Origin of the sequence: Leptospira abararensis, assembly GCF_016918735.1 — a bacterium.
In the GTDB taxonomy this organism is placed as follows: Bacteria; Spirochaetota; Leptospiria; order Leptospirales; family Leptospiraceae; genus Leptospira_A; species Leptospira_A abararensis.
Genome location: NZ_JAFFPR010000027.1, coordinates 187,253 through 201,547, shown reverse-complemented (window position 1 = coordinate 201,547; position 14,295 = coordinate 187,253). Strand labels below are relative to the sequence as shown.

The 14,295-nt window shown below is 39.2% G+C and carries 9 protein-coding genes; 2 read left to right on the top strand and 7 right to left on the bottom strand.

Annotated elements, in window-relative coordinates:
• Nucleotides 1-74: 74 nt before the first annotated feature.
• Genes mfd through JWG40_RS09175 form a run of 6 tightly spaced genes read right to left on the bottom strand, consistent with a single transcriptional unit; the run spans nt 75 to nt 11,750 of the window.
• Nucleotides 75-3,497, bottom strand: a complete 3,423-nt coding sequence (gene mfd / locus JWG40_RS09200; protein WP_205285500.1) for a transcription-repair coupling factor — start codon at nt 3,495-3,497, stop codon at nt 75-77.
• Between the two features lie 6 nt (nt 3,498-3,503).
• Nucleotides 3,504-4,358, bottom strand: a complete 855-nt coding sequence (gene panC / locus JWG40_RS09195; RefSeq protein WP_205285499.1) for a pantoate--beta-alanine ligase — start codon at nt 4,356-4,358, stop codon at nt 3,504-3,506.
• Nucleotides 4,355-5,647, bottom strand: a complete 1,293-nt coding sequence (gene hisD / locus JWG40_RS09190) for a histidinol dehydrogenase (RefSeq protein WP_205285498.1) — start codon at nt 5,645-5,647, stop codon at nt 4,355-4,357. Before hisD ends, panC begins: the two co-directional genes overlap by 4 nt.
• Before the next feature lie 43 nt (nt 5,648-5,690).
• Nucleotides 5,691-6,875 carry an LIC11435 family protein gene (locus tag JWG40_RS09185; protein WP_205285497.1) on the bottom strand — a complete coding sequence of 395 codons (1,185 nt, stop codon included), beginning with the start codon at nt 6,873-6,875 and terminating at the stop codon, nt 5,691-5,693.
• A complete protein-coding gene (locus JWG40_RS09180; protein ID WP_205285496.1) occupies nt 6,865-8,988 on the bottom strand; it encodes a FecR domain-containing protein in 2,124 nt (707 codons plus the stop codon). Before JWG40_RS09180 ends, JWG40_RS09185 begins: the two co-directional genes overlap by 11 nt.
• 5 nt (nt 8,989-8,993) lie before the next feature.
• Nucleotides 8,994-11,750: an adenylate/guanylate cyclase domain-containing protein gene (locus tag JWG40_RS09175; protein ID WP_205285495.1), complete on the bottom strand. Its 2,757-nt coding sequence runs from the start codon at nt 11,748-11,750 to the stop codon at nt 8,994-8,996.
• 50 nt (nt 11,751-11,800) lie between these two features.
• On the opposite strand from JWG40_RS09175, the gene JWG40_RS09170 reads away from it, so the two are divergent.
• Both JWG40_RS09170 and JWG40_RS09165 read left to right on the top strand, forming a co-directional pair.
• Complete coding sequence (locus tag JWG40_RS09170; RefSeq protein WP_205285494.1) at nt 11,801-12,571, top strand: exodeoxyribonuclease III; 771 nt, start codon at nt 11,801-11,803, stop codon at nt 12,569-12,571.
• A 32-nt stretch (nt 12,572-12,603) separates the two neighbouring features.
• Nucleotides 12,604-13,575 (top strand): LEA/WHy family protein, encoded by a 972-nt coding sequence (locus JWG40_RS09165; RefSeq protein ID WP_205285493.1) that lies wholly within the window; start codon nt 12,604-12,606, stop codon nt 13,573-13,575.
• A 77-nt stretch (nt 13,576-13,652) separates the two neighbouring features.
• On the opposite strand, the gene JWG40_RS09160 is transcribed toward JWG40_RS09165, so the two are convergent.
• A complete protein-coding gene (locus JWG40_RS09160; protein ID WP_205285492.1) occupies nt 13,653-14,288 on the bottom strand; it encodes an LA_2219 family laminin/E-cadherin/plasminogen-binding protein in 636 nt (211 codons plus the stop codon).
• Between the last annotated feature and the right edge of the window lie 7 nt (nt 14,289-14,295).

Sequence of the window (14,295 nt, the reverse complement as noted above, 5' to 3'; positions counted from 1 at the left end):
TGATGATGGTTTCGTGAATTCCCTCAATGTCTATCTTTTTTTAGCCATCAAGGGTTGATTCTATTGCCTAAAAATTAAGCGGCCAAAAATTCCAAAAGTGAAAGCAATTTCTTGATTTTTTGCAAATCTTCTCGTTCTGGAATCGTATAACGTAATACAGATGGTTCTTGCGGGGAGATCAGTAATCCTTTGAATTTCGCCATAGCCTGGATCACCCTGTCTGGATTTCCACGAAAATAAGTTCCACATTTGAAGAGGATTTCCTCTGGTTTTTCGGTGACAAATTCAAAACCTAAATTGGATGCAAGGGTCCGAATCTTTTCTAATTCCACAAAAGTCTTTGCAATTTGTGGCAATTCGCCAAACCGGTCTTCCATCTCCAAGGAAAGTTCCTCGATTTCGTCAAGATTTGCTGAACCTTCAAATCGTTTGTAAAATTCAATTTTCTGTTTTGTGTCAGGAATATAATCATCCGGTAGATAGAAGTTGGTTTTTAAATTTACCGCAGTCCGAACTTCGACACGCACCTCTTCGCCTTTGATACGTGAAATCGCCTCTTCCAACATCTTTACATAAAGGTCAAATCCCACTTCCATAATATCACCGGATTGTTCTTTTCCGAGAAGATTCCCTGCTCCACGAATTTCTAAATCGCGCATAGCTACTTTAAAACCAGAACCTAACTCTTGGTATTCGAAAATTGTATTTAGCCTTTTTTCAGCAAGCTCAGTCATTAGTTTTTTTGACGGATAAAACATATAAGCATAGGCTTTTCTGTCCGACCGGCCTACACGGCCTCGGATTTGATACAACTGCGATAACCCAAACATATCGGCTCTTTTGACAATCAGAGTATTGACATTTGGCATATCAATTCCAGATTCAATGATTGTAGTTGTAACTAAAATATCATATTTGCGTTCGTAAAAATCAACAAGTGTCTCTTCAATCTCATCTTCAGTCAACTGTCCATGTAGAATTCCCACCGAAATTTCTGGAACCAAAGAGCGGATGTAAGCCGCCTCCTCTTCAATGGACTCTACCCGATTGTACAAATAAAAGACCTGTCCTCCTCGATCGATTTCTTTTCGAATGGCTTCTTGGATGAGAGTATCATCTTCTTCTAATACATAAGTTTCGACACTTTGTCTATTTTTTGGTGCCGTGGAAATAATAGAAAGTTCACGAATTCCGGTAAGTGCCATATGCAAAGTTCGAGGGATCGGTGTTGCTGTGAGTGTCAAAACATCAACAAGAGTTTTAAACTTCTTTATCGCTTCCTTGTGCGTAACACCAAACTTCTGTTCCTCATCGATAATTAGAAGTCCTAAATTCTTTGGTTTTACCTTGGATGATAAGATAGCATGGGTTCCAATGAGCATATCAATTTTCCCTTCGGAAAAGTTCTTTAGATCTTCTTTTATTTCTGCCGCAGTTCGGAACCGTGAGACAAAGGCAATTTTGATTGGGTAATTTTCGTATCTTGTTTTGAAGGTATTAAAATGTTGCAAAGACAATATGGTCGTTGGTGTGAGTAACATCACTTGTTTACCAGCCATAATTACCTTAAAGGCAGCTCGAATAGCGACTTCTGTTTTCCCGTAACCTACGTCCCCACAAACCAAACGGTCCATCGGTCTTATGGATTCTAAATCTTGCTTTACGGCTTCAATTGCTGAAATTTGATCAGGGGTTTCTTCAAATTCAAAAGCGGCTTCAAATTCCTCCTGCCAAATCGTATCTGGAGGAAAAGCAAATCCATTCAGTTTGAGTCGATTGGAATAGAGTAACACCAGTTCTTCGGCAAGTTTGTCTACCGATTCCTGAACGCGATCCTTAGCCTTTTTCCAGGAATTTTTTCCCAGAGTATCCAGTTTTGGAGAATCGGTTCCGCCGATGTATTTTTGAACCAAGGAAATTTGATCAAGAGGAACAAATAAACTATCCCCACCAGCATATTCTAATTTAAGAAAGTCCCTTTCTTTTCCATCAGCCTTAGTTCTTTCAATTTTAACAAATCGGCCCACACCATGATTGACATGAACCACATAATCTCCTTCTTTCAAATCAATGAAAGATTCGATCATCTGCGAAGCTTGTTTTTTATACCTGGTCTTTCGTTTGTATTGACGTCCAAATAGATCATTGTCCGTAAAAATATAGACATTCTCATCGAGAATATGAAATCCTCGTTTGAGATCTGAGATGACTAGATGGATTCCCGGCTTTACTTTGTTAAGTGGTAGAGGGGTGGGATCTTCCGAATCGGAATGAACGGTTTCGACTTCTCCATCCGTAAAAAGTCCTTTTAGGCGCATCATTTGCGCAGAAAACGAGGATGTGATAAAAATTTTTTTCTTTGGATCTTCGCTAAGTAACTCTAAAAAATGTTCTTTAGCTTCTCTAATTTTACCACGAAACCCCCGAACTTCCGTAATGGGCTCATAAGAGAAATTCCTTTGGTTGTCTGGCAGAAGAGAAAACCGAATTCCGGAAGTTTCTTCTGAAGTTAGGGTCTCCCATTCTTCTCCAAAAGAAAGAAGTTCCTCAGGTTTAAGGCACAAAGATTCTTCCTTTTTTTTCTCATAGAGTGTATTGTATTCCCTCTCCATTCCATAGGCCCGTTCCTTTGTATCATAATACCTTGGGAAAATTAGGACTGGCTTTTTGGCAAAGAAATTAAGAAATCCTTCGTGTTTTCGAACTAATGGTAGATGTTCTTCAATAATTTCCAATTCGGAATCAATAGGAAGACGCTTCTCTTTATGAGTTTCTAGTTCTTCCTTATATTTAGCTTTATCATCTCGACTAACAATTGTTTCGTTTGCCGCGGTAATAATAATTTCCTGAATTTTGGCAATCGATTTTTGAGTATTAGGATCAAAGGTTCGGATTTCATCCACCGTATCTCCAAAAAAATCAATCCGAACAGGATTTGCCAAATAAGGAGTATAAATATCTAGAATTCCACCTTTTAAACTGAAGTGACCAAACTGCTCACAAACCTCTTCTCTATGATATCCTAAATTGACTAACTCCGATAATAACTTATCTAGCGGAAAATCCTTTCCTAACTTTAAGATAATTGATTTTCCTTTCAAACTTTCTTTTACTGGAAGTTTACGCAAAAGAGCAGAGACAGATGTTACCACCAAACAACGATTTCCTGAAAGTATTCTGTTGATGGCGAGGATACGGTCCCTTTTCCATTCCATCTGCCATTTGGTGTATTCGTAAGGAATATTTTCTGGCCCAGGGAAATAAAAAATCTCATCTTGAGGTAGAAAACTTAGAAGTTCACGAGAGAAACTTTCTGCATCCTGATTTGTAGGAAGGACTATAAGAAATGTAGAATCTGAACTCAGCGTTTCATACAAAGAACCTGTGACAAAAGAATGTGCAGACTCAGGAATCCCACTTAAATTGACTAAGGATGTTTTAGATTCAGCGAATACTTGTTTGGGACTAAATTTACGATCTTCGATTTCTTTTGACATGAATGTTTAATTCGGAATTTGGATGATCTGATTGTCAATGAGGCGGACATCCCCAACAAATGCAGCTATTGCCAGTAGAACCTCACCTTCTAATTTTTCTTTGGGTTTAAGTTCTATCGGGTCTACAACTTCTAAGTAGTCAATACGAACGGAAATTCCCGTGAGTAGAAAATCTCTTAAGATTTCCTTCCAAAGTTTAAGATCTCGTTCTCCCGAAAGGATTGTTTTTTTGGCCAGAGCAAACATCCTAGGGATTAGGCTTGCCGTTTCTCTCTCTTTTTTCGTTAAACGGACATTACGTGAGCTCATAGCAAGACCATCTTCTTCCCTACGAGTGGGAACTCCGATAACTTCTAAAGGAAAATTCAAATTTTCTACCATTGCAGAAATGACACGAAATTGTTGGTAGTCCTTCAAACCAAAAAAGGTTTTGTTAGGCTCAGTTAAATGAAAGAGTTTAGCCACGATCTGTAAAACTCCTTCAAAATGACCGGGTCTTGTTCTCCCACAAAGGTTTTTTTGTAATTCGGGAATACTTAAACTTATAGGAGTTTTTGTTTCCGGATACATGGTTTTTACGTCAGGTAAAAAGACTAAGTCCACTCCTCTCTCTTCGCATAACAATAAATCACTATCCGTTTTTACAGGATACTGTTCAAAGTCTTTGGGATCATTGAACTGGGTCGGATTGACAAAGATAGATACAATGGTTTTATCTGTTTCTTTTTTTGAAGTTTCCACAAGATCCATATGGCCTGCATGCAAACTTCCCATTGTAGGACAAAATCCAATGGTATACTTTTGTTCTTTCCATTCTGCAATTTGATTTTTTAGTTCGGAAATATTAGAAACAACTTTCATGGATTTTCCTCTGTGCGCACTTTCACACTGGTTCCATGCTCTTCATCCAAACCTTCCAATTCAGACATTAACTTTACAAATGGGTAAAGTTTTTCTAAAGATTCCTTAGTCACTTCTTGAAAGGTCACTCGTTTTAAGAAGGTGTCCACACCTAAAGAAGAATAGATCCGACTGCCTCTCGCAGTCGGAAGGATATGATTGGTTCCACTGATATAGTCGCCCATGGCAACGGGCGAATAAGGACCAAGGAAAACACTTCCCGCATGTTCAATTTTTGAAAACACGGCTTCATTGTCTTTTGTCTGGATCTCTAAATGTTCAGGAGCCAGCTCATTGGAAAACCAAATACAATCTTCTATATTAGGAAAAACTAAAATGGCAGAATTTTTATAAATGGAATGTTGTTTCATTTCCAATCGTTTGGGACGTTCGAGAAATGCTTTCTCCAATTCTTCACTGACTTTTTCTGCAAAACTTAATTCTGTAGTGAGTAGAATCGCAGAAGAATCCTCGCCATGTTCTGCTTGTGATAACATATCACAAGCAATCCATTTGGGATTTGCGGAACTATCTGCAATGATAGATACTTCACTGGGACCGGCTGGGCTATCAATCCCAATCAATCCCTTACCAGCTAAGTAGGATTTGGCGGCAGCGACATAGGCATTTCCAGGACCTACAATAAATTCGGATTTAGGGATCGATTCTGTACCATAAGCACATGCCGCAATTCCTTGGGCTCCTCCCACTGTTATGATCCGATCGACTCCCAGGATTTGGCAGAGCCAGATCAAAATTTCAGGCAATCCCTCTTTTTGAGGAGGTGTGACGAGCTGGATATTTCCTACTCCTGCAATCTTTGCGGGAATGACTCCCATAAGGACACTAGAAGGATACAAAGCCTTTCCTCCAGGAGCATAAACAGAAAGAGAAGGAATGGCCGTGTATTTAACACCTAACCTGTTTCCATCAATGGTTTTAGACCAGGATTCTCTTTTCTGAGCGTTGTGGAATTCTTCGATATTTGATTTTGCTCTTAAGAAGGCTTCTTTGATTTTTGGATCTAAATTGGTTTGGATCGAGCGAGGGTCGAGTGTTACCGAACTCAGTTTGATGCCATCAAACTTCTCTGTGTATTCAAGGAGAGCCTTGTCACCTCTAGTTCGGACTGCCTCCAAAATTGGAAGGATTTTTTCGGTAGCAAAACTTAGGTCTTCTTTGGCATCCGATAGAAAACGATCCAATTGATTCCGTGAATTTCTGTCACAGCGAAGGATAGGAATTGGCATAAAATCAGCATGAGAGGAAGTCCTTCCCTAAACAAGCTTTTTGTCAGAAGCGCGAGGAGAATTCGATTTGGTAACGTGACCCATATTCATACGTAAATTTTGACTGGTTCCAACCCGCATCTGTTGTGACAGTTGCTTGTACGCGTTTGGTCGTTTCTCCTAAAGGAAATCCTGGTTCGTAATTTGCTACATTCCTTTTAGCAGAAAAATAGGAATCCACAATATTATAGAGTAAAAATACACCTAAAATTCCGGCACCTGCTTGAATCACACCTAACTCAGTTTTAGCGGTATTAAATTTTGCCTCTGCATTGGTTCTATTGACTAACCAAAGAAGTTGTGAGTCTTGCCTTTCGACCAAAACCACTCCCAATAGTACGGCAGACTGGTAGTCAGATCTTGCACTTAAAAATTTATTATATGAATTGGCATATAAAGCGGCTGCAGAAACAGCTACAACTGGGAATACGTAGAGTTTCCAATTTTTCCCGTCGATGTACTTTTGGCCCCAACCTGGCATCAGAGTGGAGCGCCAAAGTGTTGACCAATAAGGAGTTTCATAATAATCCTCTGGAATTTCTTTCCGTATGATCCTCTCTTGTCTGGCAGCAAACTGGGAGGCTTTTTCTTTGGAATCCGATAAAACTACTCTTTGTTTGGCGGTAAGGACTTTATTTCTTGGATTTTCTAAAACCAAATCATAAATTCCTGTATCTGAATCTGCATCTACAGCAAATGTCGCCTTCGCTACTGAATCGGATTCGATAATGACTTTTTTGGCGAGTATTCTTTTCCCACTACCAGTCACCATGTACACCTTCATGGGATGAATAAAATCCTTTCCCTCAAGTAAAAAAACTTTTTCCTTTTCTTCTTTGGATACAGAAAAAACAGAATCTTTAGTGAGTGTGGGAACTTTGGAAACCACCACTTCAAATTTTACCCATTCCGAATAACTTCCAACCTTCCCAAGCTTATTAACAACTGCTACACGGTGCTCGTAAATTCCTGAAGTATAATTGACTAAATCATAACTAGTTCCATTCACTCGTTCCGAGAGAACAAGATATCCACTAGAATTTTTGATTTCTAAAACATAACCCGTGGCACCGTCCACATCCATCCAACGTAATTGGTATTGGGTTTGTTCTTCTCCATTCATTTGGGCAGATAGAGAGAAAATTGAGAACAAAAATAAAATTAAACAAAACCAAAACTTATTCCACATAGATCTTTCCTGGAGTTAGGATTTTCGGAACTTTCAATTCTGGAACTGAAATGAAAAAGTCCTGTTTATTGTAGGCAGATTCTCTTTCTGATCCATCTGGTTGTTTGTATAAAGTAGCGACTTCCCATCGAAATCTTCCGACATTCAATTTTTGAATTTCGCTAAACTGGAGTTTGGTTGAACTAACTTTTTCGTTTAAAATTTGTTTTTCCCTGATCCCAGAAATATCAATCAAATGAATTCGGTATCCTGATGCTTTTTCCACTGGTTTCCAAGTGAAAACGATGGAATTTTTTGTAAATAAATCGATGGTTTCATTTCGAACTGGAGTCACCAAACTCGGAGGATCCATACCAGAAATCATCTGGAAGTTACGAACCCCACTGAATTCGACCTCGCCCTCTACTGGACGAACTCGCCAATAGAATCTTCCTAGGTCCTTCGATTTGAATTCAAAATAATTTCCAGAAACATTTTCTTTTAAAAGGAGAGGTTGGAAGTCGGACTGTTTTGCGATTTCTACTTCGTAATTTGACTTACCCGTTAATTTTTTCCATTTGAGAACGACAAGGGAACGTTCATCCACTTCCACCTCAGCTCCGTTTCCTGGTGCAACAAGCTCCATCTCCTCTTTGGCAATTACGTTAAAAGAGGAGGATTTGGAATCTAAGGAAACTCCATTAGAACCAATTCCTTTCACTCTCCAAAAATATGTTCCAACACCCAGTCCACCAGTGAGCTTCAAAAAATTGTTTTTAGTAGCTTCCGACTTTACCTTAGATTGGAAATTAGAATCTGAACTTAATTCCCATTCGTATTGGCCAAAATCTTTATCATCCTTCCAGGAAAAGAAAAGTTGGGACTTCGTTTGTTCTTCTGCAAAGGTTTTTCCACGTGCCGGCTCTAACAATTCCGGTGGTGCCGTATTTGTCTTTTTTGTGACCTGGAATTTAATCACTGGAGACGATTTTTCGGAGATTCCAGGAAGATTCGACCTTGCTTGGATTTTGGCAAAGTAATTTCCCTCATTTAAAGAATCAAATGCCAATGATTGGTTCTGTGTCTGTTTGGAGAACACTCCTTCCGAAAAATTAGAATCTTTTGCAATTTGTATTGTATAAGAGGAATAAAGATCTAAAGGATTCCACACAAAACGAACCACAGGTGTATCTTGTGTGAATGAAAAAATCTCTCCCGATTTTGGGCTTAGAATGCGAAGGCCTGGATCACTAAGAATTCGGAATTGATACACTTCAGTGGTCTGTTTCGATTTGGAACTCGGATTTTCGTAAGAAACTCGCCAATAATACGATCCAGATTCTAACTTCTTAGTGATATTAGGTGATGATAATTTTTCCTTAACCAAGGACTTCGAAAAATCAGGGAATAAAGAAATTTCTATAACAGGGTTCGTTTGTTTGGCAGACTCTGGTTTCCATCCAGATAGGGAAAAAGAAATTCGTTCTGATCCCGATTCAGAGAGGATGTTTTTTCGATCCTCGGGTGTCGCCAAACGATACACAGGTTTTCCCACCTTAACCCCTGATTCAGTTACATTGGCAATTTGGTCTTTGGCAATGGTCTCTTCTTTTCCATTGGAAGTAAGTTTTGCCTCACCCTGATCTACTTTGATATTTAACTCTGATTTAGTTTTATCCAGTTTTACATCACCATTGGCAACAGAAACCGTTTTGTCGCCTGCGGTGATATTCATCTTCATATCACCAGAGACCGTACCTTCTCGCGCGGCTTCAAAAGATCCATAAGCAAAGTTGATGTTGATGTTTTTATCCGAGATATCCAAAAGAATCATCGAGTTCTCAGATATATTGATCTTTGTTCCATCATTTAAGGTAAGTATTGCGTCAGATAGACCTTCCGTGCGGATGGTGTCTCTATTTTTCACTTCTGTTTTCGATTCAATCAAATCCCAAACGACTGCGTCGTTGTATTTTCGAAGCACGGTTTTATTCTTGAAAGTAATGATTCCGATCGTTGGACCTGCAGCGTCATTAAAACGATAATTTAAATTTCGATGAAGAAGGAATGAGAATACAAGAATTAGCAACAACAGTGCCGAAACTACAAATCTTGTATCGTTTAACCATCTCATAAACTTTACTTATGTGTCCTCGTAAACACACCATCCCAATCGGAACCTGGAGGGTTTAGTTTGTATTCTTCACAGCGTTCGATAAGCATATGACTAGACTTATCTTTTTTGCCTTTGGCATTTTCAGAATCCAAAAAAAGTTTGATCGCCAAATTCCAATTTTGATCTAAATAGGCTTTGAATCCTGATTCATAAATTTCCGCAGCCTCAAGCGAGTTTGGTAAAACCATCGATCGGTATCCAATGAGTTCATGAATTTTTACCGGCTCATTTTTACCTTTCACTCGAACAAGATCCAGATAACGAGTTACCATCTCCCCTTGGATGGAATCACGAATGGGATCGGTTATGAGAATGTTGACTCCATAATCTTTACCAGCAGCTTCAAGCCTTGCCGCCAGGTTTACTGTATCTCCCATCATAGTGTAGGATGCGAGAGCATCTGTTCCCATAAAACCAACCTTAGCTGGTCCTGAATTGAGTCCAATTCTTGCATCCATCACTTGCGCTTCTTTGGAATAAAGATTGTTTTGAGTCCAATACTCACGTAACTCCGCAAGTTTCATTACCATATCAACGCTTGCACGGGCGGCTTTCAATTCATGGTCAACGACAGGAACTGGAGCATTGAAAATTCCTACAATGGCATCCCCAATGTATTTGTCTAAAACCCCTTCGTGTTTTTTCAAAAGCAGGGTCATGGCAGATAAATATTCATTCAAAAGGGCAGCAAGGTCTGCTGATTTTAGTTGCTCGGAAATAGTAGAAAAACTGGCAACATCTGAGAAAAAAGCAGTGATGAGAGTCTCTGATCCTCGTTTTAAAGCAGCAAGATCTACCATGGCTTCCTGTACCACAACAGGATCAATCATACTCCCAAGGATATTTTTCACCTTTTCCCTTTCTTCCAAACCAGCACCCATATCAATGAAGTATTTGGTAAGAAGACCCACTTCGTCTTGGGTAGTCGGTTTGATCCCAATCTTAAAATTTCCTTTGGCGATCTCTAATGTGGCAGTTAAGAGTTGCAAAACTGGTTTTGTAATGGTTTTGGAAAAGAAAAATACAAAAATGAGTGCCGAACAAAGCCCGATTCCAGCGATATAAAGATTTGTTTTTTGGCTTTTGTAAACATCGGCAAAGGCTTTTTCTTCAGATACAATGGTAATCACTCCCGCATCTGCAAATCCTATCTTCTGAAAAGAACCTAAATACTGCCCACCAAGTTCTTCATCAAAATAACTCATCTGTCCTGTATTCGGCGCGCTAGTTAACATAGATTTTACGATAGGCATTGAGGCAAGATCAGTGGCAGCAAGAATCAAATCCTCTTTGGGATGGGCAAGTGCCGTTCCATTTCCATTTACCATAAAAGTGGTTTCGATTCCTTTTTTGGAAAAGGCACCTATGATTTTATTCAACTTAACAATCATCACAAGGGCATTGTCAAGTTCTCCATTTTCTGAGGTCGGAATAGCGATAGCAAAAGAAGGTTCTTGGAATCCAGGACTTGAGTTTAGTAAAACCGCTTGTCCGTTAAAGGCTTCGGCAAGAGCATCCCGATTTCGATTGACCACTGCATGAAAATCTTCTTCCGTTACGGAACTTTTTTTAAGTTCTTCTTCGTTAAAAACTTCGCGTTTCATGACCAAGGCATTCTCTTTTCTTTCGAAAATTCCTAAGTAGATAAATTCCTTATCGTTTTGAAAAAAAGTTTTTATGAGAAGTCTTCTTTCGGCTTCCGGAAGTCCTTGTGTTGTCAGTGTGATGGCGATTTGTCGCCCCTTTTCTACCACACCCAAAATATCCGATTTTACCTTAGAACCAATGATTTCGGCAATCCGAATATTATTATCACGTAACTGAAGTTCGATGGACCTCTTAAAGTAAAAAGAGGCGAAAAAGATAATTACAGAAACAGATAGAGCGAAAAGGAAACTAATCACTCCCATCATTTTTAATTGCAAAGAAAACCTTGTATTTGCAGAACCATCTAATGAATGTATTTCGGGAACTTCTTTTGATTCGGAAGGTTTTGGTGCTGGTTCTGATTTAATGTCTATTTTGGGAGGTTCACTCACATCGGATTCAGATTCAGAAAAAGATGATTCAATTAAATCATACGGATGGTTCGGAGATTCATCAGGGGGGGAAATTTCTTCTCTTTCTTCGTAGACCAATTCCGAATTTACTTCCTCGAAATGGACTTCCGAATCGTTGGCAGAAACTAACACAGCCTCTCTTTCTTTTTTTCGCCCAGACCTTCCCACAAATTCTAAGGGTGGGTGGCTCAAAGTTGCTTTTTTTGAAATATGCTGATTTGAAACAGTAGATTCAGCAACAGAACTTGTTTTGCCAGTCAGACCAAATTTATGAGTGATACGATCTGGCGATACCTTATCATCCCAAAGATATTCTAAACGAGCAAATACGGAACGGGCTTCCAATTCCAATCCTTTAGGAAGCAAAACATATATAGTTTTTCCTTCCCCTAACTTTGATAATTCGGAAGCCAAATACTTATTTGTTGCGATATTGTGAATGGATACAAACGGAAACTCGAGACGGTTCGTATCCGTTGGAATTCCCCAGAGTGGCGGTCCAAAACGGAACTCCAATTCCCCAGCACGCCTTGTCTGGAAAAATATAGTGAGCCCCTCGTTCCAGTCCCATGTTTCTAAACTCCCAGGAGATTCATCCCAGAGTAAAAATGAGAGTTTGGACGTTCGGAGGAACGGAATTTCTGCGGAAATTTCTATCATGCCTTTTTTAGTATCGACGTATTACGCCATACAATCGATCTCAATTCTAGATGAAAATCATTACGTTAAATTGCAACGGAATTCGTTCCAGTTTGAGCAAAGGTTTGCTCGATTTTATCTGTCAGGAAAATCCTGACATTATTTGTTTCCAAGAAACAAAGGCCCCCGTGACAGAAATTGACAGAAAAGAATTTCGAGATCTGGGTTACGAAGTTCATAGTTGTTTAGCAGAAAAACCTGGATACAGTGGAACAGCGGTTCTCACCAAATTTAAGCCGAAATCTGTCGCTGTGGGTATGGGAGATGGTATTTATTCCTCGGAAGGAAGGTCCATCCTCCTCGAATATCCTGATTTTTATCTCTGGAATCTCTACTTTCCTTCTGGAACGAGTGGGGAGGAACGTCAAAAGGTAAAATACCAGTTTTTAGACTCTTTTTTTGAACTTGCAAAACCTTATACCAAGAAGAAAAAACCTCTGATTGTTTGTGGCGATGTGAACATTGCCCATACAGAAATAGACATCCATAATGCCAAAGGTAATCAAAAGAGTTCAGGATTCCTTCCAGAAGAGAGGGCTTGGGTTTCCAAGTTTTTGGATTTGGGTTTTATCGATTGCTTTCGGATTCTCAAACCAGAGATCCGCGACGAATACTCATGGTGGACCTACCGCTTCCAAGCAAGAAAAAACAACAAGGGTTGGAGGATTGATTATTTTTTTATCACAAAATCTTCTAAATACAAAATCGAATCCGTTCACATTGCCAAAGAACCGGTTCTCTCTGACCACGCCCCCGTAGTTATGAGAATCCAATTCACTTGACAAAGCTTTAGATTTAGGGGAGATTTCTTAGGATGAAATTGGCACTTCCCTTAATTTTTTCTCTTTTCACTCTCCAATGTTCTGTTCTTGGTGTGATCCAAGATAAAATTCCTTTGCCTGCTTTTGAATTTGATTCTCTATCAATCAAAAGCATCACATTTACAGATATCACATTAAATGTAGTTACTTCAGTGGAAAATCCCTATCCAGTTTCTATTCCCAGTTCCTTACTCGATATGGATATTAAAATTGAAGGATTAAAACTTTCCCAAATCAAAACAGACCTAGGCGCTATTGAAGGGAAAAAAACAAAACAACTTCCTTTGGAAGTCAAACTAAAGTATACAGACCTACTCAATCTTTATAAAAAATTTCCGAACAAACCTTTGTTAGAAGTTAGCGCCGAAGGAAATATGAAAGTTCCAATTCCCAAACAGTGGCAACTTCTAGGAAAAGATTCACTTACTTTTCCCTTTGTCAAAAAAAGAGAAATCCCAGCGATTCTTCCTAATGTGGAAATCCAAAACTTCAAAATTTTAATGCCCACGGAAGCCGATATCCTAAGCGCATCCCATACAGATACCCTTGCTGACTCGGCCACTGGTTTTTTAAAAGGACTTCTGGGAGGATCCAAACAACCTGCCACTTCGGCCGCCAAAGCAGGATTAGCTGGCTTAAAGTTAGATTTAAATACCGAATTTGATTTTGTATTCTCGAACCAAGCAGCCTCTAATTTAAACCTAACAGGTCTTACCTATGATTTAAATTTGGCAGGCGAAAAATTCTTAAATGGAACACCTAAAGAAATTCTCAATTCGGGAAAAACTTCCACTGTAAAAGTAGCCACAAAGTTTCCGATCACTTCGATTAGCTCCTCTCTTTACAAAACCATCCAATCCAAAACCGCACAGTTTGATTTAAAAGGAGATTCGGGCCTAAAAGTCCCAGCAGTTGCGGAAACCATTCCTTTCCAATATGAAAAACATGGAAACTTCAAGTGGTGACTTGCTGAAATTGTAACGAAGTAATAAGACAAGGATGAAAGGAATCCCCTGAACACAATGTTAGTTTGATGGATTGGTTATTTCTTTTTTTGTAACATCTGCTTAATTTCGTCTCTAGTTTTTCCCGGATAGAGGCGAATTTGGTAACTAATCAAAAACTTGGTGATGATGGGACTCCCATCTTTAGTAGAATGTTCGTAATTGAAACGGGAAGCATCATTTTGAATGATTTTTGCGATATCATTGATTCTCGGAACACGACGGTCAAAAGCAATGGATTCTAGTTTTCCTGTCACAGTATTTAGGCCAATGGTGATCATTCCATCATCCACAAAACTGAGTAGATCAAATTTCTTCATTTCCTCTTTCGAAAGTTCATCTCCACCTGCATCCGGCTTTCTACGAATTTTATCAGTATGGCGAATTTGACGAACTTGATAGGAATCAGAGGCAATAAATACGCGAAAGATTTCTGTAGGCAGATCGCTTTTCTTTTGAAAGAAAGGAATCTCCCCCGCGTGGTTTTGCACTTCTTCCCCTTTTTCGTTGATAATGATTTCTCCTTCGCCCCCTGGTGGTGGGAGTAAATCTTTTATAGGAAGAGTTTCCTGAGTGATTTCTTCCTTAGCATTTGGGCTCGTTTGAGGTGTAGATTGGCAATGGCTGACTAAAAAGAAAGAGAGAACCGATACAAACAAAGGCAAGAATTTCATTTCGACA